The 24,872-nt window shown below is 69.1% G+C and carries 27 protein-coding genes and 1 riboswitch; of the genes, 11 read left to right on the top strand and 16 right to left on the bottom strand.

Annotated elements, in window-relative coordinates:
• Position 1 precedes the first annotated feature (1 nt).
• The 5 genes from BUB76_RS15820 to metZ all read right to left on the bottom strand — a co-directional run bounded on the left by BUB76_RS15820 (position 2) and on the right by metZ (position 5,106).
• Positions 2-1,483, bottom strand: a complete 1,482-nt coding sequence (locus BUB76_RS15820; RefSeq protein WP_073129902.1) for a TrkH family potassium uptake protein — start codon at positions 1,481-1,483, stop codon at positions 2-4.
• Complete coding sequence (locus BUB76_RS15815; RefSeq protein WP_073129900.1) at positions 1,480-2,055, bottom strand: DUF6151 family protein; 576 nt, start codon at positions 2,053-2,055, stop codon at positions 1,480-1,482. Before BUB76_RS15815 ends, BUB76_RS15820 begins: the two co-directional genes overlap by 4 nt.
• 57 nt (positions 2,056-2,112) lie before the next feature.
• Positions 2,113-2,745, bottom strand: a complete 633-nt coding sequence (locus BUB76_RS15810) for a GNAT family N-acetyltransferase (RefSeq protein WP_073129898.1) — start codon at positions 2,743-2,745, stop codon at positions 2,113-2,115.
• A complete protein-coding gene (folE2, locus tag BUB76_RS15805; RefSeq protein ID WP_373280062.1) occupies positions 2,742-3,782 on the bottom strand; it encodes a GTP cyclohydrolase FolE2 in 1,041 nt (346 codons plus the stop codon). The genes BUB76_RS15810 and folE2 overlap by 4 nt, the downstream gene beginning before the upstream one ends.
• A 142-nt stretch (positions 3,783-3,924) precedes the next feature.
• Positions 3,925-5,106: an O-succinylhomoserine sulfhydrylase gene (metZ, locus tag BUB76_RS15800; protein ID WP_073129960.1), complete on the bottom strand. Its 1,182-nt coding sequence runs from the start codon at positions 5,104-5,106 to the stop codon at positions 3,925-3,927.
• Positions 5,107-5,143: 37 nt separating this feature from the next.
• A riboswitch (SAM riboswitch) is annotated at positions 5,144-5,222 on the bottom strand.
• 49 nt (positions 5,223-5,271) lie between these two features.
• On the opposite strand from metZ, the gene BUB76_RS15795 reads away from it, so the two are divergent.
• Positions 5,272-5,961, top strand: coding sequence for a glutathione S-transferase family protein (locus tag BUB76_RS15795; RefSeq protein ID WP_073129893.1), 690 nt, complete (start codon positions 5,272-5,274; stop codon positions 5,959-5,961).
• Here BUB76_RS15795 and BUB76_RS15790 read toward each other — a convergent pair.
• Both BUB76_RS15790 and BUB76_RS15785 read right to left on the bottom strand, forming a co-directional pair.
• Positions 5,958-6,554, bottom strand: a complete 597-nt coding sequence (locus BUB76_RS15790) for an inner membrane-spanning protein YciB (protein WP_073129891.1) — start codon at positions 6,552-6,554, stop codon at positions 5,958-5,960. The genes BUB76_RS15795 and BUB76_RS15790 overlap by 4 nt on opposite strands.
• A 7-nt stretch (positions 6,555-6,561) precedes the next feature.
• Positions 6,562-7,464, bottom strand: a complete 903-nt coding sequence (locus tag BUB76_RS15785; RefSeq protein ID WP_073129888.1) for an EamA family transporter — start codon at positions 7,462-7,464, stop codon at positions 6,562-6,564.
• Positions 7,465-7,533: 69 nt separating this feature from the next.
• On the opposite strand from BUB76_RS15785, the gene BUB76_RS15780 reads away from it, so the two are divergent.
• Positions 7,534-8,028, top strand: coding sequence for an MgtC/SapB family protein (locus BUB76_RS15780; RefSeq protein WP_073129886.1), 495 nt, complete (start codon positions 7,534-7,536; stop codon positions 8,026-8,028).
• A gap of 10 nt (positions 8,029-8,038) precedes the next feature.
• On the opposite strand, the gene ftsY is transcribed toward BUB76_RS15780, so the two are convergent.
• Positions 8,039-9,487, bottom strand: a complete 1,449-nt coding sequence (gene ftsY, locus BUB76_RS15775) for a signal recognition particle-docking protein FtsY (RefSeq protein WP_073129884.1) — start codon at positions 9,485-9,487, stop codon at positions 8,039-8,041.
• A gap of 87 nt (positions 9,488-9,574) precedes the next feature.
• Positions 9,575-11,257: an NAD(P)H-dependent oxidoreductase subunit E gene (locus tag BUB76_RS15770; protein WP_073129881.1), complete on the bottom strand. Its 1,683-nt coding sequence runs from the start codon at positions 11,255-11,257 to the stop codon at positions 9,575-9,577.
• Positions 11,258-11,441: 184 nt separating this feature from the next.
• On the opposite strand from BUB76_RS15770, the gene BUB76_RS15765 reads away from it, so the two are divergent.
• Both BUB76_RS15765 and BUB76_RS15760 read left to right on the top strand, forming a co-directional pair.
• Positions 11,442-12,524 carry an alkane 1-monooxygenase gene (locus BUB76_RS15765; RefSeq protein ID WP_073129878.1) on the top strand — a complete coding sequence of 361 codons (1,083 nt, stop codon included), beginning with the start codon at positions 11,442-11,444 and terminating at the stop codon, positions 12,522-12,524.
• Complete coding sequence (locus BUB76_RS15760) at positions 12,521-12,919, top strand: hypothetical protein (RefSeq protein ID WP_073129876.1); 399 nt, start codon at positions 12,521-12,523, stop codon at positions 12,917-12,919. The genes BUB76_RS15765 and BUB76_RS15760 overlap by 4 nt, the downstream gene beginning before the upstream one ends.
• A gap of 7 nt (positions 12,920-12,926) precedes the next feature.
• Here BUB76_RS15760 and xseA read toward each other — a convergent pair whose 3' ends face one another.
• From xseA to BUB76_RS15745, 3 genes are all read right to left on the bottom strand, one after another.
• Positions 12,927-14,474: an exodeoxyribonuclease VII large subunit gene (gene xseA / locus BUB76_RS15755; RefSeq protein ID WP_073129873.1), complete on the bottom strand. Its 1,548-nt coding sequence runs from the start codon at positions 14,472-14,474 to the stop codon at positions 12,927-12,929.
• A gap of 31 nt (positions 14,475-14,505) precedes the next feature.
• On the bottom strand, positions 14,506-14,709 hold the full coding sequence (locus tag BUB76_RS15750; protein WP_073129870.1) for a hypothetical protein: 204 nt from the start codon (positions 14,707-14,709) through the stop codon (positions 14,506-14,508).
• Between the two features lie 71 nt (positions 14,710-14,780).
• Positions 14,781-14,981, bottom strand: a complete 201-nt coding sequence (locus BUB76_RS15745; RefSeq protein ID WP_073129868.1) for a hypothetical protein — start codon at positions 14,979-14,981, stop codon at positions 14,781-14,783.
• 168 nt (positions 14,982-15,149) lie between these two features.
• On the opposite strand from BUB76_RS15745, the gene purD reads away from it, so the two are divergent.
• From purD to BUB76_RS15730, 3 genes are all read left to right on the top strand, one after another.
• Positions 15,150-16,418 carry a phosphoribosylamine--glycine ligase gene (gene purD, locus BUB76_RS15740; protein WP_073129866.1) on the top strand — a complete coding sequence of 423 codons (1,269 nt, stop codon included), beginning with the start codon at positions 15,150-15,152 and terminating at the stop codon, positions 16,416-16,418.
• Between the two features lie 92 nt (positions 16,419-16,510).
• Positions 16,511-17,089 carry a nitroreductase family protein gene (locus BUB76_RS15735; RefSeq protein ID WP_073129864.1) on the top strand — a complete coding sequence of 193 codons (579 nt, stop codon included), beginning with the start codon at positions 16,511-16,513 and terminating at the stop codon, positions 17,087-17,089.
• Entirely contained in the window at positions 17,086-17,790 is a 705-nt protein-coding gene (locus tag BUB76_RS15730; protein WP_073129862.1) for an EI24 domain-containing protein, read from the top strand. Before BUB76_RS15735 ends, BUB76_RS15730 begins: the two co-directional genes overlap by 4 nt.
• On the opposite strand, the gene BUB76_RS15725 is transcribed toward BUB76_RS15730, so the two are convergent.
• Positions 17,744-18,040, bottom strand: coding sequence for a DUF1467 family protein (locus tag BUB76_RS15725; RefSeq protein WP_073129859.1), 297 nt, complete (start codon positions 18,038-18,040; stop codon positions 17,744-17,746). The genes BUB76_RS15730 and BUB76_RS15725 overlap by 47 nt on opposite strands.
• The gene (mce, locus tag BUB76_RS15720; RefSeq protein ID WP_073129857.1) at positions 18,037-18,441 is read right to left on the bottom strand and encodes a methylmalonyl-CoA epimerase; all 405 of its coding nucleotides are present in this window, start codon (positions 18,439-18,441) and stop codon (positions 18,037-18,039) included. The genes BUB76_RS15725 and mce overlap by 4 nt, the downstream gene beginning before the upstream one ends.
• 150 nt (positions 18,442-18,591) lie before the next feature.
• Between mce and BUB76_RS15715 the strand changes: the two genes are divergently transcribed.
• Complete coding sequence (locus tag BUB76_RS15715; RefSeq protein WP_073129854.1) at positions 18,592-19,314, top strand: response regulator; 723 nt, start codon at positions 18,592-18,594, stop codon at positions 19,312-19,314.
• 142 nt (positions 19,315-19,456) lie between these two features.
• Positions 19,457-19,588, top strand: coding sequence for a hypothetical protein (locus BUB76_RS18280; protein ID WP_269085828.1), 132 nt, complete (start codon positions 19,457-19,459; stop codon positions 19,586-19,588).
• Between the two features lie 56 nt (positions 19,589-19,644).
• Here the strand turns inward: BUB76_RS18280 and BUB76_RS15710 are convergent, their stop codons facing one another.
• Both BUB76_RS15710 and aspS read right to left on the bottom strand, forming a co-directional pair.
• Positions 19,645-20,340, bottom strand: a complete 696-nt coding sequence (locus BUB76_RS15710) for a GNAT family N-acetyltransferase (protein WP_073129852.1) — start codon at positions 20,338-20,340, stop codon at positions 19,645-19,647.
• Positions 20,340-22,115, bottom strand: a complete 1,776-nt coding sequence (aspS, locus tag BUB76_RS15705) for an aspartate--tRNA ligase (RefSeq protein WP_073129850.1) — start codon at positions 22,113-22,115, stop codon at positions 20,340-20,342. The genes BUB76_RS15710 and aspS overlap by 1 nt, the downstream gene beginning before the upstream one ends.
• A gap of 168 nt (positions 22,116-22,283) precedes the next feature.
• Between aspS and BUB76_RS15700 the strand changes: the two genes are divergently transcribed.
• Together BUB76_RS15700 and BUB76_RS15695 are read left to right on the top strand one after the other, a co-directional pair.
• The gene (locus BUB76_RS15700) at positions 22,284-23,480 is read left to right on the top strand and encodes an SAM-dependent methyltransferase (RefSeq protein WP_073129848.1); all 1,197 of its coding nucleotides are present in this window, start codon (positions 22,284-22,286) and stop codon (positions 23,478-23,480) included.
• Between the two features lie 91 nt (positions 23,481-23,571).
• Positions 23,572-24,840: a glycosyltransferase family 87 protein gene (locus tag BUB76_RS15695; RefSeq protein ID WP_073129845.1), complete on the top strand. Its 1,269-nt coding sequence runs from the start codon at positions 23,572-23,574 to the stop codon at positions 24,838-24,840.
• The last annotated feature ends 32 nt before the right edge of the window (positions 24,841-24,872 follow it).

The following is a 24,872-nucleotide window of genomic DNA, read 5'->3' as shown; positions in this document are numbered from 1 at the left end:
CTCAGATCTTCCAGAACGCGCTGGTGAACAGCACGTAGACCGCCATCAGCTCCAGCCGGCCCACGAGCATCCCGGCGATCAGCAGCCATTTCGCGGTGTCGTTCAGCGGGCCGAAATACCCCGAGGGGCCGATGATCGGGCCAAGACCCGGCCCCACGTTGCCGATGGCCGTGGCCGCGCCCGACAGCGACGTGACCATGTCCAGCCCCGTCAGGCCCAGCGCGACGGCCAGCACGCCCATGGACACGATGAACAGCACGAAGAAGGCCATGACCGAGCTCAGCACCTCGGGCGTCACGCGCCGGTCCTCGAACCGGGGGGCGAAGACACCGTGGGGCGCGTGGATGCGGCGGATCTGGACCGCGATCGCCGACAGCAGGATCTGGTAGCGAAAGACCTTCACCGAACAGCTGGTCGACCCGGCGCAACCGCCGATCAGCCCCAGCACGAAGAAGGCGACCATCGCGAAGCCGCCCCAGAGCTGGTAGTTGACCGACGCGTATCCCGTGCCCGAGATGATCGAGGTGACGTTGAACACGGCCTCGCGCAGGGACGGCTCGACCGCGAACTCGTCCACCCACATCTGGAACACGGCCAGGACAATCGTGAAGCTCGCGATGATGGCCAGATAGGCGTGGATCTGGCTGTCGCGGAAAATCGGGCGCGCCTGCCCCGCGATCAGCTGGACGTAGCGAACGAACGGCAGGCTCGCCAGCAACATGAACACCGACGCAACGTATTCAGGCGCCCCCTGGAACGCCCCGAACGAGGCATCGGTGGTCGAGAAGCCCCCCGTCGAAACGGTGGTCAGCGCGTGGTTGATCGCGTCGAAGCCGCTCATCCCGACGGCGATATATGTCAGGAAGCAGGCGAAGGTGATGATGACGTAGATCCAGCTGATCTGGCTGGCGATCTCGGCCGCGCGGGGCAGGATCTTGCCCAGCGTGTCGAAGGCCTCGGTCCGGAAGATCTGCATGCCGCCGATGCGCAGCTCGGGCAGGAACACCATGGCCACGACGACGATGCCGATGCCGCCGAACCACTGCATCATCGACCGCCACAGCAGGACGCCCGCCGGCAGGCTGTCGAGCCCCGAGAAAACGGTGCTGCCCGTCGTGGTCATGCCCGACATCGCCTCGAAGAACGCGTCGGTCACCGTGGCATCGGGCGGCCCCAGCACGAACGGAATCGCACCGAAGATGGGCAGCGCCACCCAGACGCCCGTGGTCAGCAGGAAGGTCTGTTGCAGGCCCAGCCGACCCGTGTTGCCCGACGCGCAGGCCAGCGCGGCAAGCCCGCCCACCAGCATGGTCAGCACGGCGGATTGCAGGAAGACCGGCCACTGCCCGTTGCCCACCACCAGGTCGACGGCGAAGGGCACCAGCATGGTCGCGCCAAGGCAGGTGACGAGAAGCCCGATCAGGTAGCCGACGGGCCGCAGGTCGAAGGTGTGGGCAGAGGGGGTCGCCGCGGTGCCGCTCATGTCCGGGCCCCGTAGGCGAGACGCAGGTCATCCCCGTCCGGACGGCCCGGCTTGGACACCGGGCGGCCGTCCGCGTCGAAGAACGGCGTGTCACGCCAACGGCCCGACAGGCGGGAGGCGAGAACGCGGCGCGCGACGCCCAGTGCCAGCGCGTAAAGGCTGCCATGGGGGCGCGGCACCCGGCCGGTCGCCGATCCGCGATGCAGCCGGACGCGCGGTTTGGGCGCGTCCTCAAGACCCGCGGTCATCAGGCTGAAGAACGGCACGCCGCGGAACGGTGCGGTGTTGCCCAGCGGCGTGTCGCAGCAGGTCGTGAACCAGCGCAACGGCCCGCGACGGGTCAGACGCTGGCACCCGAGGTGCTCGGCCCCTTGCAGGATGCGCAGCCGGTCGGACGTGGTGGAATAGAGGGCGACGCCACCCGCCGTATCAAGGGTATCCGCAGCGCTATGCAGGCGGGCGAAGGCGCGGCAATCGGTGCAATAGCAAACGGCGGGCACACCGCTTTGCGGCACCTGGGCGACCGTCGCCTCGACCGCGCCGCAGCGGCATCGCCAAATCCGGTCGCTCATGGATGCGCCTTTCGCCCGTTCGCCGAAGTGCTGCTTAACACGCCCGGCGCGCGGCTGTCAGGGCACATCGCGCCGCTGCCGCGCATTCTGTGCCATCCGCATCGCATCGCCCGAGGGCGTGGCCGGGTAATCGGCCGCGTCCTGCTGCAATGGCAGGACGATCTCCACGTCATCGCCCAGCCGCGAGCCCGTGACAGCGCCGAGATCCGACAGGATATGGCGCATCACGTGGTTGTCGCGATGCACCAACGCGAGGAACCGAGCGATCCCCCTATCCCGCGCGACACCCGCGATGAAGCCCAGAAGCAGCGCGCCCAGCCGTCGCGACTGGGCGTGGTCGATCACGGTCAGGGCGAATTCGGCCGCCTTCGCGTCCCGTGTGCGATAGTAGCGCGCGACCCCGGCCGGCGTTTCGCCGCCATCGGCATCCAGCAGCGCCACGCCGATCGCCTCGTGCTCGGTCCCGTCGGGCGTGGTGAAGGCGGTGATCTCGGGGCCGCTCAATTCGGGCTTGTCGCGCAGGAACCGCATGTAGCGCGACTGCTGCGACAGCAGCTCGAACCCGCGCTCGAGGCTTTGCGCATCGTCGGGGACCAGCGGCCGGAACCGCGCCCGTCCGCCATCGGGCAACGTCAGGTCCAGCGCCGTGCGGTCGTCGGCGCCGGCCCAGCGCGCGTTGCCCTGGCTCACCCCACGTGGAACAGCGTCGCGAACAGCCGCGGGTCAAGGCTGTCGTGGTCGAAGGTCGGGCCCTCGGTCAGGACGCTGACGGCATCGTGACTGTGCAGGCTTTCCTGGTGCGAGGCGACAACGCGGAAATCACCGACGCGTGGCTCGTCCTGCAATTGCAACGCGAAAAGCCGCGCGGCGTCCTCGACGAAGATCGGGTTGGCGGCGTTCAGCTCGGCGAAGGCCTGTTCGTCCTCGCGCTTGACCATCACCTGCGTCTCGGTCGGCACGGCGGCGCGGCACAGGTCGATCAGGTCCTCGAACCACAGGGTATCGTCGCCCTCGTCCAGCACCACCGACACTCGCGCGACGGAACGCTGGGAATGCGGGGTGGCCAGCTGGCCCCGCTCGCGCCGGGCGTGCTCGCTCAGTTCCAGCGAACAGGGGCAGGTCGACGAGTAGACGTAATCGAGATGGACGATCTTGCGGCGCACCCCGGCCTTCTCGACCAGTTCGAGCGCGAAGTCGTAATACTGGTATCCCGTCAGCCCCGAGCGCAGGCTTTCCACCTTCATCGGGAAGGAAAACCGCATCTGGATGCGCGCATCGAAGCTCTCGAGGTCAGCCTTGTAGTCGTCCAGCGCCGCCTCGATCACCGCGAAGCTGAAGGTTTCCTCGGCGCGGCGATAGAAGGTGCGCATGATGCGCGACATGTTGATGCCCTTCTTCTCGGCCTCCAGGCTCACGGTGCCCGTCACCGAGGTTTCGAGCGTCAGGTCGCCGTTGTCGCGGGTGCGAAACCGAATGGGCAGACGGAAATTGCTTATGCCGACGTGCTGGATCTGGCGCGGTGCGCCCTCGATCAGCGAGGCGGGGCCGTTCTGCAGGTCGGGCATCGTCGCGCGATACGCGGCATCGGCGCGGAAGGTATCGTCGTAGACATCGTCCAGCGCCGGGTAATCGTCGCCCAGGCCACCGGCGAGGGATCGAATCGCCGGGTCGAGCGTTGCAAGATCATCCGGGTCCGCTGATCGGGCCCAGGCGCGCAGCCGTGCCATCAGGCGCTGCGCCTCCTGCCGTGACATGTCCCCGTCGTGGTCGTGAAGATGTATGTTCATGCCCTTGTCCTCGCCCCGTTCCGAGCAACGGGCATGTAGGCGCGGGCGTCCCGAAATCCAGACGCGCCGCGCCATCAGGATGTCAAATGACGTCCAGCGCGGCGGTCAGGTCGGCCATCAGATCGCCCGCATCCTCCAGCCCCACGGACAGCCGCAGCAGCCCGTCGGTGATGCCCAGATGCGCGCGCTGCGCCTCGCTCAGCCGCTGGTGCGTGGTGGTGGCCGGATGGGTCACGATGGACTTCGCATCCCCGAGATTATTGGAGATCGTGACCAGTTTCAGCGCGTTCAGCACCCGGAAGGCGGCGTCGCGTCCCCCCGTCACGTCCAGCGCGATGACCGTGCCCGCGCCGCCCATCTGCTCGGCCACGACCTGCGCCTGGGCATGGTCCGGAAGCCCCGGGTAGATCACCCGCGACAGGCCCTTGTGGCCCTGCAGCGCTGCGGCCAGATGCCGCGCCGTGCGTTCCTGTTCGCGCACGCGCAGCTCCAGCGTCTCGAGGCCCTTGAGCATCATCCAGGCGTTGAAGGGCGACATCGCCCCACCCGTGTGCTTCAGGTACGGCTCGACCGTCTTGCGGATGAACTCGCGGCTGCCAAGGATGACGCCACCAAGGCCCCTGCCCTGGCCGTCGATATGCTTGGTCGCCGAATAGATCACCACGTCGGCCCCCATCTCGAAGGCCCGGCTGAAGATCGGCGTGGCGAAGACGTTGTCGACCACCACCGTCGCCCCGGCCGCGTGGGCCAGCCGGGCCACCGCCCGCAGGTCGATCACCTCGAGCGTGGGGTTGCTGATCGTCTCCAGGAACACGGCCTTGGTGTCGGGCCGGATCGCGTCGCGCCACTGGTCCAGATCGGTGCCGTCGACGAAGGTGACCTCGACCCCGAAGCGGGTCAGGATCTCTTCGAGGATGTAGAGGCACGACCCGAACAGCGCGCGCGACGACACCACGTGGTCGCCCGCCTTCAGCATCGACATCATCGCGCCGTTCACCGCCGCCATGCCGCTGGCGGTGGCGAAGGCATCCTCGGCGCCCTCGATGGAGGCGATGCGTTCCTCGAACATGGCCACGGTCGGGTTGCCGTAGCGGGCGTAGATGAATTCGTCCTCGCCCAGGCTCTCGAACCGCTGGGCGGCGGCCTCGGCGCTGTCATAGACGAAGCCCTGGGTCAGGAAGATCGCCTCGCTCACCTCGCCGTACTGGCTGCGGCGCGTGCCTGCATGGACCGCGCGGGTCCGGTGGTTCCAACTGTCACTCATGGGGTCCCTTTCGACGTTTGCCCCACCGATCACGAAGCGGGGAAACATCCCGACCTCTTTAGCGGCATGTTTAACGTGGCCCGCAATCCGGTGTACAAATCGCCACGCTGCATCCGATACTGCGGCGCCGGGGAACGGTCAAGACGGCCGAGGGGAAAGCACGCCATGTCCGAGATCACGCTGTATTACTGGCCCACGCCGAATGGCTGGAAAACGTCCATCGCGCTGGAGGAATTCGGCCTGCCCTACCGGGTCGAGCTTATCGACATCGGCGCGGGCGACCAGCGGACCGACGCCTACCTGGCCGTGTCGCCCAACGGACGCATCCCCGCGATCACCGACCCCGACGGCCCGGACGGGCAGCCCATCTCGATCTTCGAGTCGGGCGCCATCCTGCAATACCTCGCCCGCAAAACGGGCAGCTTCGGCGGCGCGACCGAGCGGGCGCGGACCGAGGTGGACCAGTGGCTCATGTGGCAGATGGGCGGCGTGGGTCCCATGGCGGGCCAGGCGCACCATTTCCTGAAATACGCGCCCGAGGATATCGCTTACGCCAAGGACCGCTATCGCGGCGAGGTCGCGCGGCTTTACGGCGTGCTGGACCGGCGGCTGGCGGACCGGGAGTACGTGGCCGGCGACGACTACACAATCGCCGACATGGCGATCTATCCCTGGGCATCGCTGTGGGAGGGACAGGAGCAGACGCTGGACGACAAGCCCCACCTTGCCCGCTGGCTCGAAACGGTCGCCGCCCGCCCGGCGGTCAAGACCGGGACGGGGCTGCATCTGGACAAGCGGAAGGCGTTCCAGAAGGACGCGGACGCGCAGGACCGGCTGTTTCAGCGCAAGGGCTAGTCGCCCTCGCCCGTCCCGTGTTCCTGGAACAGCTTCCCCTGGAAGATGAAGAACACGAAGATCGCGCCCGTCAGCCCGAAGGTCTTGAAGTTCACCCAGGCGTCCGTGGACATGAGCCGCCAGACCAGCTCGTTCGCCACGGCGAGCGCGAAGAAGAAGGCGCAGAACCGGCGGGTCAGGATCATCCAACCGGTGTCGTCCAGCGGGACCATGCCCTCCATCAGCATCCGCAGGTAGCTCTGGCCGCGCAGCAGGCCCACCAGCAGGATCACCCCGAAGATCAGGTAGATGAGCGTGGGCTTCATCTTGAAGAACCGCTCGTCGTTCAGCCACACGGTCAGGCCGCCGAAGACCACCACCAGAACCAGCGTCATCACCTGCATTTTCGACAGATGCCCGGTGATCCGACGGATCAGCGCCATGGACACGATCAGGATCGGGATGAAGAGCGCGGTCATGAGGATGAAGCCGGTGTATTCCTGCCCCAGCACAGTGAACGTCCGGTCGCGCAGCAGCAGGTAGCCCACGAAGAACAGGGCCACGGGGCCCAGCTCCAGCGCCGTCACCAAGCCCTTTTTCGAATCTTCCGCCATGGTTTCCCTATCCGCTGAATTCCACGATGACCGCACCTATCGCGATCAGCGCCATGAGCGCCAGCCGCCGCGGCCCGGTTTTTTCACCCAGCATCAGCCAGCCGATCAATGCGGCAAAAACGGTCGAGGTCTCGCGCAGCACCGCCGCCTCGCCCACCTTGTCGAGCCTCGTGGCCAGCATGATCGACCCGAAGCTGCCGAAGGCCACCAGCCCGCCGATCACGCCGCGCCGGGCCAGGCTGGCCCAGTCGGTCACCTCGGCCACCTTGCGGCGGTGGAACCACGCGACCAGCGGCGCGAAGCCCAGCCCGTCGATCAGGAAGAACCAGGCGAGGAAGGTGAACGGGTTCGCCGTCGCGCGGATGCCGTAGGCGTCGTAGGTCGTGTAGAGCGCGACGAACAGCCCGGTGACCACGGCCAGGCCCAGCGCCAGCGGCATCGTCTCGCGGTCCACCGTCCAGTGCCGCAGGTTGTAGGCGGCCAGCCCATAGATCCCCGCCAGCAGGGTCGCCACACCAGCCCATTGCAGGGCCGTGAACCGCTCGCCGAAGACGATGCTGGCGCCGATCACGGCGAAAAGCGGCCCGGTGCCGCGCACCACCGGATAGACCACCGTGTAGGCCCCCTTGGTATAGCACAGCCCCTGCAGCAGCTTGTAGGTCGCGTGGATGACGAAGGCGCCGGCGAAGATCGGCCACATATGCGGCTCGGGCCACGGCACCGGGAACAGCGCGATGGGCAGCGCCATGAGGCCGTAGCTCGCGTCGATGACCATGCGGCTCAGCCACGGGTCATGCCGCCCCTTCTGAAGCGCCCCGAAGATCGCGTGCAGCAATGCGGCCGTCAGCGCGAGGACCAGCGCAAGACCGTGCCCGGCGTCGGTCCCTTCCAGCCCTGTCAGTGCGTCCATGCAGGGCTCCGCTGGAACGGGCGCCGCGCCGCATCGTTGTGACCCGAGAGCAAGCCGGAGGAGCGGACCATGTGGGCCACCATCGTCGATGAGCTGAACGGATCCTTCAGCACCGTGCCGCCGGTCGTCGCCTTCATCCGCCTGATGCTGGCGGCGATCCTTGGCGGCATCGTCGGTTGGGAGCGCGAGCGCAGCGACAAGCCCGCCGGCCTGCGCACCCACATGCTGGTGTCCATCGCCGCGTGCCTGTTCATCGTCGTCGGCGCGCAGCTGTCGACCATCGATTTCCTGTCGGCGGGCGGCGGCGACGGCGAGTTGCGGGTCGATCCGCTGCGCCTGATCGAGGCGGTCACCGCCGGCGTCGCGTTCCTGGCCGCGGGCATCATCTTCACGTCGGGCGGACAGGTTCGAAACATCACCACCGGCGCGTCGCTGTGGCTGTGCGGCGCCATCGGGCTTGCCTGCGGCGCGGGGCAGATCCCGCTCGCCGCCATGGCGACGGTCATCGTGTCTGTCGTTGTGGGGGTCATCGGCCGGATCGAGGACGCTCGGTCATCGGACTGACCGGCGGTCCTCACGCATCCGCCCCGGTCAGGGCGGCGGCGAATTCCTCGGGGTCGAACGGCGCCAGGTCGTCGAGTTGCTCGCCCACACCGATGGCGTGGATCGGCAGGCCGAACCGGTCGGCCAGCGCCACCAGCACGCCGCCGCGCGCGGTCCCGTCCAGCTTGGTCATCACCAGCCCCGAGACATCGGCGAGTTTCTGGAAGATCTCCACCTGGCTCAGCGCGTTCTGGCCGGTGGTCGCATCCAGGACCAGAACCGTGTTGTGCGGCGCCTCGGGGTCCTTCTTGCGGATGACGCGGACGATCTTGGCCAGCTCTTCCATGAGGTCGGCCCGGTTCTGAAGCCGCCCGGCGGTGTCGATCATCAGCAGATCGGCGCCGTCGGCCTCGGCCTTGGTCATGGCGTCGAAGGCCAGGCTGGCCGGGTCGCTGCCCTGCGGCGCCGTCATCACCGGCACGCCCGCGCGGTCACCCCAGACCTGGAGCTGCTCGACCGCCGCGGCCCTGAAGGTGTCGCCGGCGGCGATCACGACCTTCTTCCCGGCGGCGCGAAACTGCGAGGCGAGCTTGCCGATGGTCGTGGTCTTGCCCGACCCGTTCACGCCCACGACCAGCACCACCTGCGGGCGCTTGGAATAGATCGGCAGGGGCTTGGCCACCGGCTCCATGATTCGCGCGATCTCCTGCGCCAGCAGCGCCTTGATCTCGGCGGTGGACAGCCGCTTGCCGAACCGCCCCTCGGCCATGTTGGACGTCACGCGCGCGGCGGTCTCGACCCCCATGTCGGCGGTGATCAGCAGGTCTTCCAGCTGCTCCAGCATGTCGTCGTCCAGCGGGCGGCGCATGACGGGGGCCGCGTCGCGGCGCCCGAACAGGCGGCCCAGCAGGCCGGACTGGCGGGCCTCGGCGCGCGGCGGCGTGTCATCGGGAATCTCGATCGGGGTCGGCTGGGCTGGCGCCTCGGGCGGGGCCTGCGGCGCGGGCACCTCGGGCGGCGCATCGGCGGGGCGCGGGTCCTGCGGCCGCGGGAACGGGTCCGGCGCGGGCGGCGGCGTGGGCGCGGGGCGCGGTTCCGGCTCGGGCTCCGGCTTTGGTTCAGGCTGCGGTTCCGGCTCCGGCTGAGGGTCGGGCTGCGGCGCAGGTTCTGGCGTGGGCTCGAGTTCTGGCGTCGGCTCGGGCTCGGGCTCCGGCTCAATGTCGGGAACCGGGTCGGGCACCGCTGCGGGCGGATGGTCCGGCACGGGGTCGAGTTCGGGCGTCTCCTCGGGCTCGGACGGCTCCGGCGCGGGCTCGGTCGCCGTTTGCAGGGGCGTGCTGGCGACCTCCTCGACAGGGGGTTGCGGCTCGGCCTCGGCCTCGGCCACCTCGCCGCCATCCTCGACGATCGCGTCGATCCCCTCGTCCAGCTTCGAGGACGACTTGAAGAGCTTGGATTTCAGCTTGTTGAAGAACGACACGAATGGGACCCCGCCTGTGGTGTACGTCCCTTCACCTAGGCCGGATCCGCGTGATTTGAAAGGCCGGGCGACCGCGCGGGGACGCGGTCAGACCTCGTCGGGGAAATGCTTCAGCACCAGCTTGATGGGGTTCTGCGCGGCCTGCCCCAGCCCGCAGATCGACGCGTCGGCCATGACGGTGCAGAGATCGCCAAGAAGGTCGCGGTCCCACGCGTCGGCCTGCATCAGCTTGACCGCCTTCTCGCAGCCCACCCGGCACGGGGTGCATTGGCCGCAGCTTTCGTCCTCGAAGAACCGCATCATGTTCAGCGCCGCCGCCCGGGCGCTGCCCCGGTCGGACAGGACGACCACGGCGCCCGAGCCGATGAAGCTGCCGTGTTCCTGCAGCATGTCGAAATCCATGGGGATGTCGTCCATCGATGCGGGCAGCAGCCCCGAGGACGGTCCGCCCGGCTGGTAGGCCTTGAACACGTGGCCCTCGGCCATGCCGCCGGCGGCCTCGATGATATCGGCGATGGTCGACCCGGCGGGCAGCAGGTAGACGCCCGGCGCGGCGACCCGGCCCGAGACCGAGTAGCTGCGCAACCCCTTTCGGCCATTGCGCTCAACCGATGTGAGGACCTCGGGGCCTTCGCGCAGCACGCGGGTGATCCAGGCCAGGGTTTCGACATTGTGGACCAGCGTGGGACGCCCCCACAGCCCCACCTGCGCCACGTAGGGCGGGCGGTGACGCGGAATGCCGCGCTTGCCCTCGATGGATTCCAGCATCGCCGACTCTTCGCCGCAGATATAGGCCCCCGCGCCGCGGCGCAGATCGACATATCCCGGGGCGATGAGACCAGCGTCCTCCAATGCCGCGATCTCGCGCCGCAGGATTTCCAGGGACGCCGGATACTCGTCGCGCATGTAGATGAAGCAGCGTTCGGCCTCGACGGCCCAGGCGGCGATCAGCATGCCTTCCAGCATCAGGTGCGGCGCCGTCTCCATCAGCGCGCGGTCCTTGAAGGTCCCCGGCTCGCCCTCGTCGGCGTTCACCGCAAGATAACGCGGACCCTCGTTGGCGCGCACGAAGCCCCACTTCTTGCCCGACGGGAAACCGGCACCGCCGAGACCCCGGACCCCGGCATCCAGCACGGTCTGCTGCACCGCTTCCCAGTCGCCGCCGTCGCGCAATGTCGCAAAAGTGCTGTAACCACCGTCCTCGCGGTAGGACTCAAACCCCTGGTAGTCGGGAATGTGCACTTCCGTGTCGCCGGTATTGATGGCGTCGCGGATCATTTCGGGCGTGGCGAAGTCGATATGGTTGTGCCCCAGCTCGACCACCGGGGCCGTGTCGCAGCGGCCCATGCAGGGCGCGCGCACAACGCGCACCGCCGCCGGGTCCATGCCGTCCTCCAGCGCCTGCTTCAGCGCCTGCGCCCCCGCCAGTTCACAGGCGAGCGAGTCGCAGACCCGCACGGTCAGCGCGGGCGGCGGCGTCTCACCTTCCTTCACCAGGTCGAAATGGGCGTAGAAGCTCGCCACTTCCCAGATCTCGGCCTGCGACAGGCGCATCTCGTGGGCCAGCGCGCGCATGTGGGCGGCGGACAGGTGGCAGTGGGCGTCCTGAATCAGGTGCAGATGCTCGATCAGAAGGTCGCGGCGCCGGGGCCTGTCACCCAGCAGACGCTGCACCTCGGCCAATGCCGCGTCGTCCAGCTGCCGCCCCTTCGGCGTGGCCCGTCCCCGGCCCTTCCGGGCCTTCCCGATACCGTCGCGTTGATCCAGCATGTGCGCCCCTCCTGCCCGCCCGTCCTAGCCCGGCGCCGCGCGCGCGCCCAAGCCAAAAGCGACGCCTTTCGGGTCACAAAAGGCGTGATTTCGCCCACGGCCCGCCGTGACCGGGTCACGCGCTTATGATTTTACTCGGACCATGCCGCCCCGACACTGGGGCCGACCACCAAGGAGGAGGCCCATGACGGGCGCACGCACGCTGTTCTTCGCGGCCACGCTGGGGCCGCTGGCCTGCCTGCTGGCGGGGCTGGCGCTGGGCGGTCCCTGGACGCTGGTTGCCGTCCTGAGCATGACCGGCGTGGTCTTCCTGCTCGACCGCATGATCGCCGAGCTCGAGATGCCGGACGACGCTGCGCAGGAATTCCCGGTCGAAACGGGCCTGTCGGTGGCCCTGGCGGTGGCGCACCTGGCGCTGGTGCCGCTGCTGGTGGCGGCGCTGTCCGGCCCGGCGCTGAGCCCGGTCGAAAAGGCGCTGTCGGCCTATGCCGCGATCCTGTGGCTGGGCCAGATCGGGAATGCCAACGCGCACGAGCTGATCCACCGGCCCCGGCGCGCACTGGCCTGGCTGGGACGCGCGGCCTTCATCGCGCTGCTGTACGGACACCATGCCTCGGCCCATCCGAAGGTGCATCACCGCTGGGTCGCGACGCCGCTGGACCCGGCCACCGCGCGGCTGGGCGAGACGTTCTTCGCCTACGCGCCACGCGCCTGGTGGGGCGGATTCCGTGCGGGCCACGCGGCCGAGACGCGGATGCTGCGCGCGCGCCACGGCGACGCGTGGCGTCGGCATGACCCGTATCTCGTCTATGTCGGCGGGGCCATCGCCTGCCTCACGCTAACCGCCGCCGTCGGCGGTATCGCGGGCGTGGCGTGGTACGTGCTGATCTGCGTCGGCGCGCAGGCGCAGATCCTGCTGTCGGATTACGTGCAGCACTATGGTCTGGCCCGGGCCGAGATCGCGCCGGGCCGCTATGCGCCGGTCGGACCGGCCCACAGCTGGAACGCGCCGCAGGCGTATTCGGGCGCGATGATGTTGCAGGCGCCGCGCCACTCCGACCACCACGCCCACCCCGCGCGCCCCTTTCCGCAGCTGCGCCTGCCCGACGCCGATACGGCGCCGCGCCTGCCCCGGTCGCTGCCGATCATGGCGGCGGTGGCCTGCGTGCCGCCGCTCTGGCGTCGGCTGATGGATCCGCGGGCCCGCGCGTGGCAACAGTCTGCCGCTGGCGACGCCGCGCGACCCGTGGCAGAAGGGGCCGCATGAAACGCATCGCCGCCACCCTCGCCCTGCTCGCTTCCATCGGTCCGGCCCTGGCCCAGACGCCCATGACCGCCGAGGAATTCGAGGCCTATACCGAGGGCCGCACGCTCTACTACGCGTCGAACGGAATCTCCTACGGGATCGAGGAATATCATCCGGGCCGCACGGTCAGTTGGTCGTTCCTCGATGACGAATGCAAGGAAGGCTTCTGGTACCCCCAGGGCGAACAGATCTGCTTCGAGTACACCGACGGGACAGGCCCGCAATGCTGGACGTTCTTCCTGACGTCCAGCGGCCTGACGGCGCGCTTCGCGGGCGACCCGCCGGGATCCGAGCTTTACGAGACGCGCGCCAGCGACGAGCCGCTGAAATGCCCCGCGCCCAACCTGGGCGTCTGATCGGCCGTCAGAGCAGGCTGCCCTGCTGGGGCGGATCGTCCTTGGGCTTCTTCGTGCCGCGCGCCGGTTTGGCAACCGGTTTCATCCGGCCGTCCCGGAACTCGATCTCCAATTCCGGCGCCGCGCGGGCGGCCTTGGCCGTGGTCACGACGGCACCGCCACCGCGCACCACGGCATAACCGCGCGACAGCGTCGCCTCGTAGCCCAGGGACTGGCGCAGGCGTTCGAGCGCGGCGAGCCGATCCCGGTCGGTGCGCTGTCGGGCCGTCCAACCGCGCGCCATGCGCGCGCCCAGGTCGTCGAGCTTGCGGCGCAGGCCCGCCGCGTCGCGCGGCGGCGCGAGCGACGGCAAGCGTGCGGCCACCTGGTCCAGCCGCCCCTGCCCCTGCCGCACCGAGCGCGCCAGCGCGGGCGCCAGCCGCCCCGCCAGCAGGTCGATCCGCGCGCGGCGGTTCTCGATGGCGCGGCGCAGGTTGCCGGGCCGCAGGTCGGCCGCCGCCTCGACCAGCCGGGCGCGGGCGCGCGACACCCGTGCGGCGAGCGCGGCGTCCAGCCGGGTTTCGGCCAGGTCGAGCCGCTGCCGCGCCGGCGACAGGAGCGAATCGGGTCGCGGCAGGGCGCGGCCCAGGTCGTCCAGCCGCCGCCGCCGGTCGCTGACGCCGCGATGCAGGGCCCGCGACAGCCGCGCGCCCTGGTCGTCCAACATGGCCTGAAGCTCCAACCGCACCGGCACGGCCATTTCGGCGGCGGCGGTGGGCGTCGGCGCGCGGCGGTCCGAGACGTAGTCGATCAGCGTGGTGTCGGTCTCGTGCCCCACGGCCGAGATCAGGGGGATGCCGCTGGCCGCCGCCGCGCGGGCGACGATCTCTTCGTTGAAGCCCCACAGATCCTCGATCGACCCGCCGCCGCGGGCGACGATCAACAGGTCCGGACGCGGCAGGGCCCCGCCGGGCGTCAGCGCGTTGAAGCCCTCGATCGCGCGGGCCACCTGCGGCGCGCAATCCCGGCCCTGCACCGCCACGGGCCAGACCAGCACCTTGCGCGGGAAGCGGTCGCGCAGCCGGTGCAGGATGTCGCGGATCACGGCGCCCGAGGGCGAGGTGACAACGCCGATGACCTCGGGCAGGAACGGCGTGGGCCGCTTGCGCGCGGGGTCGAAAAGCCCCTCGGCCTCGAGCGCCTTCTTGCGCTTCTCCAGCATCGCCATCAGGGCGCCGACGCCCGCCGGGCGCAGGTCATCCACGTTCAGCTGGTATTTCGATTGCGAGCCAAAGGTGGTCAGCCGACCGGTTGCGACGACCTCCATCCCCTCTTCCGGCCGGGTGGCGAGCGCCGCCACCTGCCCCTTCCACGCGACCGAGGCCAGCACGGCACGGTCGTCCTTGATATCGAAATAGAGATGCCCCGAGCGCGCCACGAAGACGCGCCCCACCTCGCCCTTGACGCGGACGCGGCCGAACTCGCCCTCGAGCACGCGTTTCACCGCGCCCGAGATCTCGGAGACGGTATATTCGTGGGCGTTTTCGCCCGGCTGCGGATCGTCGATCAGGTCCATGGCGCGACGCTACTGCGGCGCCGGGGCGGGCTCAACCGGGGAAGCGCGGTGCGGGAGCGGCCTCGGGGTCGTCCGGCGACGGGCCGGTGTCGTCGAGCACCAGCGCGCGCCTTGCGGCGTCCTCCAGCCGGGCCTGCGCACCGGTCGGGGGTCTGAACGGGTCGGCGCGCCCGCGCAAAAGCCGCGGACGGGACAGCCGGATTTCGCCCAGGCGGGTCAGTGACAGTCCAAGCATGCTATGTCCCTCGGTTCCATGACCGCTTGTATGGCAGGCTCGTGTGACAGGGCCGTGACCCCCGCCGGGGGTCATCCGGAACAGTCGGAACAGCAGGTGTTGCAGGGCGTGACGGTGTCGAACGCGTCCCGCGCGTGCTTCAGCCCGGTATCGCAATTGGCGTAGTCCCCCAGGGCCTTGCGCTTGTCGGCATTGGGCAGGAACTGGCAGGTCTCGGCATGCATCACGTGTGTGCCGTCGTCGCGCGCCTCGGTGTTGACGTAGTATTTCATGCGGCTCTCCTCTTTCGCCCGAGAACGCGCGCGCCACTGCAGGGGTTTCGCCCGCGATGGGCCGGGCACCTGAGGTATTTGTGGAAAGATGAAGCCGGGGGCCGGCGCACTTCCCATCCGGCAGGCGCGGTTGTATGCGGTTGCGCGACCGGACAAGGGGGCCACGCGATGAACATCCTGATCCTGGGCGGCGGCGGGCGCGAACATGCCCTGGCCTGGGCCGCGCTGCAGAACCCGCGCTGCGACCGGCTGATCGTGGCGCCCGGCAATGCCGGCATCGCGGGCATCGCCGAGACCGCGCGGCTGGATATCGAGGACGGCGCCGCCGTGGCGCAGTTCGCGGGCGAGAACGCGGTGGACCTGGTCATCATCGGCCCCGAGGCGCCGCTTGCCGCCGGGGTGGCCGACCGGTTGCGGGACGCGGGTCTCCTCGTGTTTGGGCCGAACCGCGCCGCGGCGATGCTGGAGACCTCGAAGACCTTCACCAAGGAGATCTGCGACGCCGCCGGGGCCCCCACGGCCGGCTGGGCGCGGTTCGAGGACGCCGCGGCCGCGCGCGCCCATGTCGAGGCCACCGGCGCACCCATCGTGGTCAAGGCCGACGGCCTGGCGGCGGGCAAGGGCGTCGTGGTGGCCGAGACCGTGGCCCAGGCGCACGCGGCCATCGACGACATGCTGGGTGGCGCCTTCGGCGCGGCGGGCGCGTCCGTGGTGATCGAGGAGTTCATGGCCGGCGAAGAGGCATCGTTCTTCGTGCTGGTCGACGGCGAGGACGTGCTGCCCATCGGGACCGCGCAGGACCACAAGCGCGTGGGCGACGGCGATACCGGCCCCAATACCGGCGGCATGGGCGCCTATTCCCCCGCCCCCGTGATGACCGATGCGGTGACCGAGGCCGCGCTGGCGCGGATCGTGCGCCCCGTGGTGGCCGAGCTCGCCCGCCGCGGCACGCCCTATTCCGGCGTGCTTTACGTGGGCCTGATGATCGAGGACGGGCAGCCCCGGCTCGTGGAATTCAACGCCCGGTTCGGCGATCCGGAATGCCAGGTGCTGATGATGCGGCTGGGGGCGCAGGCGCTGGACCTGATGCTCGCCTGCGCCGAGGGCCGGTTGGCGGAGGCGCGGGTGAACTGGGCCGACGACCACGCCCTGACCGTGGTGATGGCCGCCGAAGGCTATCCCGGCCGCTATGAGAAGGGCAGCGCCATCCGCGGGCTCGAGGCGCTGACCGGCACCTCGTCCCAGATGGTGTTTCACGCCGGCACCGCGCTCGTGGACGGGCAGCTTGTCGCCAATGGTGGGCGGGTCCTGTCGGTGACGGCACGGGGCGACGACCTGTTGCAGGCCCGCTCGCGCGCCTATGCCATGTGCGAGGCGGTGGATTGGCCCGAGGGCTTCTTTCGCAGCGATATCGGCTGGCGCGCGCTGGGCGATTGAGGCGTATGACCCTGTGGTTCGGCGTCCGCCCTTGACGGCCCGGCGCGCCGCGCCGACATGGAAAACGCCTGCCTACCCCTCAAGGAGCCACGATGCCCGATCCCAACCCCGTCGCGCTGGATTTCCTTCTGAGCCGCCGGTCGCGGCCCGCCAAGACCCTCGGCCGGCCGGTGCCGGATCGCGACCAGCTTGAGCCGATCCTGCGCGCCGCGCTGCGCACGCCGGACCACGGCAAGCTGGAACCGTGGCGCCTGGTCGTGCTGGAGCGCGCCGCGCTGGACCGGCTGGCGGGGCTGATCCCCGCCTGTGGAGAGCGCCTGTCGCGCCAGCCCGAGGACATCGCCAAGCAAACGGCGCAATACGCCGACGCAGACCTGGCCGTCGCGGTGATCGCGAGCCCGGTGGAAAGCCCCAAGATCCCGCAGGTGGAACAGACCCTTTCCGCCGGCGCCGTCTGCCTGCAACTGCTGAACGCGGCGCTGGCGGCAGGCTGGGGGGCCAATTGGCTGAGCGGATGGGCCTCGCATGACGCGGACTTCGCGCGGCAGGGTCTGGACCTGGCCGAGGGCGAATGGATCGCCGGGCTTATCCATATCGGCACCGAGACCTCGGCCCCGCCCGAGCGGCCCCGCCCCGACCTCGCGGCGAAAGTCAGCTGGCTGGGCGCATGACCGTCATCGGCGACGCGTCCCGGGCCATCGGCCAGATGGGCGACCCGGCCTTTCGCGGAACGCTGCTGAAGGGCGTGGGGCTGACGCTGGCGCTGCTGGCCGGTTTCATTGGCCTGGTCGTGTGGGGGCTGGGCTGGCTCATACCCGACACGCTGTCCCTGCCCTTCGTGGGCGACATAAGCTGGGTGGACGACGCGGTTTCCTGGTCGTCGGTGCCCGTGCTGCTGTTCCTGTCGACCTTCCTGATGGTGCCGGTGGCCTCGGCCTTCACGTCGCTGTTCCTGGACGACGTGACCGACGCGGTCGAGGCGCGGCACTACCCCGCCCTGCCCCCGGCACCGCGGCTGTCCTTCGGGCGGGGGCTGAGCGATTCGCTGAAATTCCTGGGCGTGATCGCGGGGGCCAATATCGCGGCCTTTGCGCTCTACCTGATGGTGCCGCCCTTCGCGCCGCTGATCTTCTTCGGGCTGAACGGCTTCCTGCTCGGGCGCGAGTATTTCCAGCTGATCGCGGCGCGGCGGCTGGGGCCGAAGGGCGCGCGGCGGATGCGGCGCCGGCACGGCATGCGCATCTGGATCGCGGGTTGCCTGATGGCGGTCCCGCTGGTGGTGCCCCTGCTGGGCCTAGTGGTGCCGGTGTTGGGCGCGGCCACCTTCACCCATCTGTTTCACCGGCTTCCGAAACCGGATCCATTCGGTTGAACCAGTCGATGTCGCGCACGCCGTAGCCCGAGAACAGGATGAAGCCGGCGATCAGCGCCCACAGGATCGCCGACACCCAGGTCACCGTGCGCGCCTTGCGCCACATGTCGGTGCGCGCGGGGCTGCCCGCGTGGGTGCCCGGCACGATCTCGCCCTCGTCGCCCTGCGTGCGCAGGCCCACGGGCAGCAGGATGAACAGCACCATGAACCAGATCACAGCGAAAAGCACGATGGCCGAGGTGATGCTCATGTTTCCTCCAGCTCGATCAGGCAGCCGTTGAAATCCTTGGGATGCAGGAACAGGACCGGCTTTCCGTGGGCACCGATCTTGGGCTCGCCATTGCCGAGGATGCGGGCGCCCTGATCGACCAGGCGGTCGCGGGCGGCGAGGATATCATCGACCTCATAGCACATGTGGTGGATGCCGCCGGACGGGTTCTTGTCGAGAAACCCGGCGATGGGCGAGCCCTCGCCCAGCGGATAGAGCAGCTCGACCTTGGTGTTGGGCAGCGTGATGAACACGACCGTGACCCCGTGGTCGGGTTCGTCCTGCGGCGCGCCCACCTCGGCGCCCAGCATGTCGCGGTATTGCGCCGACGCGGCCTCGAGGTCGGGCACGGCGATGGCGATGTGGTTCAGGCGTCCGATCACGCTGTCTGTCCTTGTCCTTCTGGTGTCCGGGACCCGAGATAGGCCCGAGGCGCAGGGCACGCAAGCCGCGCCGTGGTCGCGGCGCGGTGGTGTTAACCCTACTTTAGGATCGTCGGTCCCTACTGGAGACACCAGATTCGGAGAGCCGCCATGACCGACATTCTCGACGATTTCCTGTATCCTAGGCGCCCGACGGCCGAACGGCCGCTGCTGGGGCAGACGGTGCTGGTGGTCGAAGACAGTCGCTTCGCGGGCGAGACCATTCGCCTCATGTGCCTGCGCGGCGGCGCGCGCATCCGCCGGGCCGACAGCCTGCGCGCGGCGGCGCGGCACCTGTCGACATACCGCCCGTCGGTCATCCTGGTGGATCTGGGTCTGCCCGACGGCTCGGGTCTGGACCTGATCCGACAGTTGGACGACGCGGTGCCCCGTGTGCCAGTGCTGCTGGCCCTCTCGGGTGATCCCGCGCTCGAAGAGGCGGCGTTGAACGCCGGGGCGAACGGCTTTATCTCGAAGCCCTTCGGCTCGGTCGCAGGGTTTCAAAGCAAGATCCTCGCCCATCTTCCGACCGAGGCGCAGCCGCGGAGGCCGCGCCCCCTGAGCGACGAGGTGGTCCATGCCGATGCGGGCGCGCTGGGCGACGACTATGCGCTGATCCTCGATCTGCTCGACTCGCCTCAAGGGCCCGAGGATTTGCTTTATGCCATCAATTTCGGCGCGAACCTGGCGCGCAACCTCGAAGACGGGGCGCTGGACGCGGCCGTGACCGCGCTGCGCGAGGACGTGACTGACGGCCGTGGCCATCGTGGATCGCTCGCGCATCTGGCCGGTCTCGTCCAGAGCCGGCTGGCCCGGGGCGCCATCGCCGTCTGAGGCAAGCAAAGGATCCGTCGCGCGGACGCACGCGCGCCGCGAAACTTCACGATTGAAGGCACTCTGCCGCCGCAATCGCACGCGATACAGCACGCTGCCGGGATCCGCCCCGACAGCGCCCCGCAATGGGAAGGAGCACGCCATGATGGACCGACTTGTGGACCGCGTTCTGCGGCTGGAGCACGAGACCCCGTTCCTGGACCGGGCCGTGCTGGCGCTTGGCGCCTTTTCGATCACCTTGTCGCTGGCGGGGACGGTTCTGCTCTACACCTGATCGCCGCAACGCGGGGACGGACGGTCTGCTGGCGGCCCCCAAGGTCGCCGAACAGCCTAGCCCAGCGCGGGATCGATGGCCGCGAGACACGGCCGCGTCAGGTCCGAGAACCGCTGCTTCTGCCGTCCGTCCGCGTCGAAATTCGCGGGATCGAGCCAGGTGGACCACGCCTTGTCGAGCGTGGCCGCGTCGCCATCTGTGATCGCGAACCATGCAGTATCGCGGTTCGCGCCCTTTACGACGCCCGCCTGCCGAAACACACCTTCGAAGCCGAACCCGAATCGCTGCGCCGCGCGCCGCGACGCCATGTTGGCGGCGTTGCATTTCCACTCGAACCGGCGATACCCGGCGCCGAACGCCCAGCGCGCCAGCAGGATCACCGCCTCGCTGGCCGCGCGGGTGCGTTGCAGACGTGGTGCGAAGGTCAGCCAGCCGGTCTCGACGCTGCCCGCACACGGATCGATCCGCAGCAGCGAAAGCGACCCGCCCAGCCGCCCGTCCTCGCCCCGCACGGCGAAATGCAGCGGATCATGGGTGGTGCGGGCGGCGTCGAACCACGGCAGGTAGTCGTCCACGGATGCGAATGGCCCGACCGGCAGATACTGCCACATGGCGCCGCCCGCGTCCTCGGCAAAGGCGTCGAACAGCCCGCTCTCGTGGCCCGGCGCGAAGGGCTCGAGCCGGACATAGCGACCGTCCAGCGCCACGCGGGACGGCAACTGCGGCGGTCGCCAGCCCGCGAGCGGTCCCATCAGCTCTCGGGCGGCAGCACCCGCAGCCGCAGTTCCCGCAGCTGGGCCGCCGTCGGCTCGGACGGGGCGCCCATCATCAGGTCCTGCGCCTGCTGGTTCATCGGGAACATGATGACCTCGCGGATGTTCTGCTCGTCCGCCAGCAGCATGACCATGCGGTCGATCCCGGCGGCACAGCCCCCGTGGGGCGGCGCGCCGTACTGGAACGCGTTGACCATGCCGCCGAAGCGATTGCGCACCTCGGATTCGTCGTAGCCCGCGATCTCGAAGGCCTTGAACATGATCTCGGGGCGGTGGTTCCGGATGGCGCCCGACACCAGTTCGTAGCCGTTGCAGGCCAGGTCGTACTGGTAGCCCATGACCTCGAGCGGGTCGCCATCCAGCGCGTCCATCCCGCCCTGCGGCATCGAGAACGGGTTGTGGCTGAAGTCGATCTTGCCCTCGTCGTCCCGCTCGTACATAGGGAAATCGACGATCCAGCAGAACGCGAAACGGTCCGTGTCGGTCAGCCCCAGTTCGTCGCCGATCACGGTGCGCGCGCGACCCGCGACACCTTCGAACTCGGACGGCTTGCCGCCCAGGAAGAACGCCGCGTCCCCGGTGCCGAGGCCCAGCTGCTGGCGGATGGCCTCGGTCCGCTCGGGTCCGATGTTCTTGGCCAGCGGACCGGCGGCTTCCATGCCGTCGCTGCCGTCGCGCCAGAAGATATAGCCCATGCCCGGCAGGCCCTGCTCCTGCGCGAACTTGTTCATGCGATCGCAGAACTTGCGCGACCCGCCGCCCGGCGCGGGGATGGCGCGGATCTCGGTGCCCTCGTTCTCGAGCAGCTTGGCGAAGATGGCGAAGCCCGAGCCGCGGAAATGGTCGCTGACCACCTGCATCTTGATCGGGTTGCGCAGGTCGGGCTTGTCGGTGCCGTACCACAGCGCCGCGTCGCGGAAGCTGATGCGCGGGAAGGCCTCGTCGACCTTGCGGCCACCGCCGAACCGCTCGAAACAGCCGCGGATCACCGGCTCGATCGTGGCGAACACGTCCTCCTGCTCGACGAAGCTCATCTCCATGTCGAGCTGGTAGAAATCGGTGGGCGAGCGGTCGGCGCGCGGGTCCTCGTCGCGGAAGCAGGGCGCGATCTGGAAATACTTGTCGAAGCCCGACACCATGATCAGCTGCTTGAACTGCTGCGGCGCCTGCGGCAGCGCGTAGAACTTGCCCGGATGCAAGCGCGAGGGCACGAGGAAGTCGCGCGCCCCCTCGGGGCTGGACGCGGTGATGATCGGCGTCTGGTACTCGTTGAAGCCCTGCCCCCACATCCGTTCACGCAGGTCGCGCACCACGTCCGAGCGCAGCACCATGTTGTCGTGCAGCCCCTGACGCCGCAGGTCGAGGAAACGGTATTTCAGGCGCGTCTCCTCGGGGTAGTCCTGCTCGCCGAAGACCGGCAGCGGCAACTCGCCCGCGCGGCCCAGGATCTCGATCCCGCGGGCATAGACCTCGATCTCGCCCGTGGGGATCTTGGGGTTCACCAGCGCGGCGTCGCGGGCCTTCACGCTGCCGTCGATGCGGATGCACCACTCGGCGCGGACCTTCTCCATCTCGGCGAACGCGGCCGAGTCCGGATCGCAGATCACCTGGGTGATGCCGTAGTGGTCGCGCAGGTCGATGAACAGCACGCCGCCATGGTCGCGCACGCGGTGCACCCAGCCGGCAAGCCGGGCTTCGGTGCCCACGTGGCTTTTGTCGAGATCGGCGCAGGTGTGGCTGCGATAGGCGTGCATGAGGTGTCCCCCGGGAAGACTGTCTTGGTGAAACTGCGCGCGATACACCTGCCCCCCGGGCGGAAGTCAAGGGACAGCGAACCCCCGATCCCCGAGCGGGGGGTTGACGCCCGGACAGATTGTCGCAGATTTTTCCCTTGGTGAACGGTGGATTAACGGGACGAGGGCATGTGGGAAACGCTGCTTGAACGGACGGTTCGTGAGATCTTTCATGACGGCACGCTGCGCGTGACGCTGCCGGGGGGCCGGCGTTTCACCGCCGGATCGGGCGCCCCCGAGATCGCGGTGACCCTGACCGATCCCACCCTGCCCCGCCGCCTGGTACTGAACCCCGACCTGGGCCTTGGCGAGGGCTACATGGATGGCGGGCTGGTGATCGAGAACGACGACATCCGCGGCCTGCTGGACATGACCCTGCGCAACTTCGCACAAGGCAACCGGTCGCGCGTGCTCGACCTGCACAACCGACTGCGCCGCCACTCGCGCAGCCTGGGGCAATGGAACCCCATGGACCGTGCGCGCAAGAACGTGGCACACCACTATGATCTTTCGTCCGATCTATACGACATCTTCCTGGACGACGACCGGCAATACAGCTGTGCCTATTTCCGCGACCCGTCCGATACGCTCGAACAGGCCCAGCTTCAGAAGAAACGCCACATCGCCGCCAAGCTGCTGATCGAACCCGGGATGGAGATCCTCGACATCGGCTGCGGCTGGGGCGGCATGGCGCTGACCCTCGCGCGCGAGTTCGGCGCGCGGGTCCACGGTGTGACCCTGTCCGAGGAACAGCACGCCTATGCCACCCGCCGCGCGGCCGAGGACGGGTTGGACGACCGTGTGACGTTCGAGCTGCGCGATTACCGCACGCTGGACCGGAGCTTCGACCGGATCGTGTCGGTGGGCATGTTCGAACATGTGGGCGTGCCCCATTACGACGAGTATTTCCGCCACGTGAACCAGATGCTGCGGCCCGATGGCGTGGCCCTGATCCACACCATCGGACGGACCAGCCCGCCCGGCGCCACGTCGCCCTTCATCGCGAAGTACATCTTCCCGGGTGGCTATGTCCCCGCCCTGTCCGAGATGTCATCCGCGTTCGAGCGTCAGCGGCTTGAGCTGACCGATCTCGAGGTCTGGCGCTATCACTACGCGAAAACGCTCAATCACTGGGATCAGCGCTTCGTGGCAGGCATGGACAAGGCGAAGTCGCTTTACGACGAGCGGTTCTGCCGGATGTGGCGCTATTACCTGATCGCGTCCGAACTGACCTTCGTGCACGGGCAGCAGGTCGTCTTCCAGGCGCAGCTGGCCCACCGGAAGGACGCCGTGCCGATCACGCGCGACTATCTCTACACCGGCTGACGATTGTCCGCGAAATGGCCCCAATCGGGGCCGCGCGCCGCCATTCTGTCGCCACCGCCATCCGCCATCCTCATCTACAGGGAGGCGCATCATGGCGGACGGCACGCACACCGCGATTCATCTCGTCCTGCTCGCCGGGGTGGCATGGTTGTGCGTGTCGGCCCTCATGATGCCGCCGACCGGCGAGGACCTGCTGGCGCTCTGGCTTGCCGCGACCGCCGTTGCCGAGGGGGCGCCGCAGTTGGTCTACGCGGATGGCGCGGTGTTCACGCTGCGCCCGGATCCCGAATGGGCCGACATGGCCCTGGCCGCGGGATATTCGGGGCCGGTCTTTCCCTACCTCTATCCCCCGCTCTGGGCCGTCTTGCTGGCGCCAATCACGCAGGCGATGTCTTTCGCCGCGTTCTCCACGATCCAGCACGGGGTCCACGTGGCCATGATCGGCGCGACGGTCTGGCTGGCCTGGCGGGCCACCGGCCGGGTCGTGCCGCTGCCCGTGTTCCTGGCGGCGGGCGTTGGCATCATCCACCTGACCTTCGCCGGGGCCGTGGCGGTGTCGGTGGGGCAGCCCCAGATATGGGTGGCCTTCCTGACGGTCCTCGCGATCGAACGGCTGGGCGCCGGCCGGCAAGCCAGCGCCGGCGCCGCGCTGGCCCTGGCCGCCGCGCTGAAACTGACGCCGGCCGTTTTCGCGGTGGCCTTCGTGGCGCGGGGCGACTGGCGCGCGCTGCTGAGCTTCGCCATCACCGGCGGCGCGCTTGGCGGCCTGTCGATCATGCTGGGCGGACCGGCGCTGCACGCGAATTTCCTGGCGCAGGTCGCGGCGGTGTCGAACACGGTCATCGCCTTGCCGCTGAACTTCTCGCTGGATTCGGCCATCGCGCAGGTCCTTGGGCTGGGTCACGCGATCCCGAAACTCGGCACGACGGGCTTAGACACGAGCCTCGGCGCCACCGGCATCGCCGAAAAGACCCCGCTCTGGTCCCTGCTCAGCCAGATGGCGCTTCTGGCGGTGCTGGCGGTCTCGGCGCTGGGGTTCCGCCGTCGGAAGGAAGACGTCCTGATCTGGCCCGCGATGATCGCCGGCGTGTCGCTCGTGTCTCCGCTGGCTTGGGGTTATCACTTCCTTGCGGCGCTGGCCTTTGCGCCTGCGCTCATGCCGCGCTGGGGCGCGCTGCCGGTGCTCGGGCTGTTCGTACCGCTGACGGTCGGTCTGCTCCGCATCGAACCGCTGGCAGAACCGCTCTTGCGGGCCCTGCCGGTTCTGGGTGCCGCGATCATGGCGCTCTTCGCGCTGGGCTGCGTCGTGCGCCCGGCCGCGCGGCGCTCCGCGCCACGCTCGGGGTCGGCCGTCCTTTGACCTTGCACGTAACGGCCCCGCGACTATAACCC

It is taken from the genome of Palleronia salina, from assembly GCF_900141995.1.
Lineage (GTDB): Bacteria > Pseudomonadota > Alphaproteobacteria > Rhodobacterales > Rhodobacteraceae > Palleronia > Palleronia salina.
The sequence above is the reverse complement of the archived record's forward strand: the minus strand, read 5'-3'. Positions and strand labels throughout refer to the sequence as shown.

What these genes read in the sequence shown, in the direction of transcription:
- BUB76_RS15820 (WP_073129902.1), bottom strand. Translation starts at nt 1,483, where the DNA reads ATGAGCGGCACCGCGGCGACCCCCTCTGCCCACACCTTCGACCTGCGG.
- BUB76_RS15815 (WP_073129900.1), bottom strand. Translation starts at nt 2,055, where the DNA reads ATGAGCGACCGGATTTGGCGATGCCGCTGCGGCGCGGTCGAGGCGACG.
- folE2 (WP_373280062.1), bottom strand. Translation starts at nt 3,782, where the DNA reads ATGGCACGGCTGCGCGCCTGGGCCCGATCAGCGGACCCGGATGATCTT.
- metZ (WP_073129960.1), bottom strand. Translation starts at nt 5,106, where the DNA reads ATGAGTGACAGTTGGAACCACCGGACCCGCGCGGTCCATGCAGGCACG.
- BUB76_RS15795 (WP_073129893.1), top strand. Translation starts at nt 5,272, where the DNA reads ATGTCCGAGATCACGCTGTATTACTGGCCCACGCCGAATGGCTGGAAA.
- BUB76_RS15790 (WP_073129891.1), bottom strand. Translation starts at nt 6,554, where the DNA reads ATGGCGGAAGATTCGAAAAAGGGCTTGGTGACGGCGCTGGAGCTGGGC.
- BUB76_RS15785 (WP_073129888.1), bottom strand. Translation starts at nt 7,464, where the DNA reads ATGGACGCACTGACAGGGCTGGAAGGGACCGACGCCGGGCACGGTCTT.
- BUB76_RS15780 (WP_073129886.1), top strand. Translation starts at nt 7,534, where the DNA reads ATGTGGGCCACCATCGTCGATGAGCTGAACGGATCCTTCAGCACCGTG.
- BUB76_RS15770 (WP_073129881.1), bottom strand. Translation starts at nt 11,257, where the DNA reads ATGCTGGATCAACGCGACGGTATCGGGAAGGCCCGGAAGGGCCGGGGA.
- BUB76_RS15765 (WP_073129878.1), top strand. Translation starts at nt 11,442, where the DNA reads ATGACGGGCGCACGCACGCTGTTCTTCGCGGCCACGCTGGGGCCGCTG.
- BUB76_RS15760 (WP_073129876.1), top strand. Translation starts at nt 12,521, where the DNA reads ATGAAACGCATCGCCGCCACCCTCGCCCTGCTCGCTTCCATCGGTCCG.
- xseA (WP_073129873.1), bottom strand. Translation starts at nt 14,474, where the DNA reads ATGGACCTGATCGACGATCCGCAGCCGGGCGAAAACGCCCACGAATAT.
- BUB76_RS15750 (WP_073129870.1), bottom strand. Translation starts at nt 14,709, where the DNA reads ATGCTTGGACTGTCACTGACCCGCCTGGGCGAAATCCGGCTGTCCCGT.
- BUB76_RS15745 (WP_073129868.1), bottom strand. Translation starts at nt 14,981, where the DNA reads ATGAAATACTACGTCAACACCGAGGCGCGCGACGACGGCACACACGTG.
- purD (WP_073129866.1), top strand. Translation starts at nt 15,150, where the DNA reads ATGAACATCCTGATCCTGGGCGGCGGCGGGCGCGAACATGCCCTGGCC.
- BUB76_RS15735 (WP_073129864.1), top strand. Translation starts at nt 16,511, where the DNA reads ATGCCCGATCCCAACCCCGTCGCGCTGGATTTCCTTCTGAGCCGCCGG.
- BUB76_RS15730 (WP_073129862.1), top strand. Translation starts at nt 17,086, where the DNA reads ATGACCGTCATCGGCGACGCGTCCCGGGCCATCGGCCAGATGGGCGAC.
- BUB76_RS15725 (WP_073129859.1), bottom strand. Translation starts at nt 18,040, where the DNA reads ATGAGCATCACCTCGGCCATCGTGCTTTTCGCTGTGATCTGGTTCATG.
- BUB76_RS15715 (WP_073129854.1), top strand. Translation starts at nt 18,592, where the DNA reads ATGACCGACATTCTCGACGATTTCCTGTATCCTAGGCGCCCGACGGCC.
- BUB76_RS18280 (WP_269085828.1), top strand. Translation starts at nt 19,457, where the DNA reads ATGATGGACCGACTTGTGGACCGCGTTCTGCGGCTGGAGCACGAGACC.
- BUB76_RS15710 (WP_073129852.1), bottom strand. Translation starts at nt 20,340, where the DNA reads ATGGGACCGCTCGCGGGCTGGCGACCGCCGCAGTTGCCGTCCCGCGTG.
- aspS (WP_073129850.1), bottom strand. Translation starts at nt 22,115, where the DNA reads ATGCACGCCTATCGCAGCCACACCTGCGCCGATCTCGACAAAAGCCAC.
- BUB76_RS15700 (WP_073129848.1), top strand. Translation starts at nt 22,284, where the DNA reads ATGTGGGAAACGCTGCTTGAACGGACGGTTCGTGAGATCTTTCATGAC.
- BUB76_RS15695 (WP_073129845.1), top strand. Translation starts at nt 23,572, where the DNA reads ATGGCGGACGGCACGCACACCGCGATTCATCTCGTCCTGCTCGCCGGG.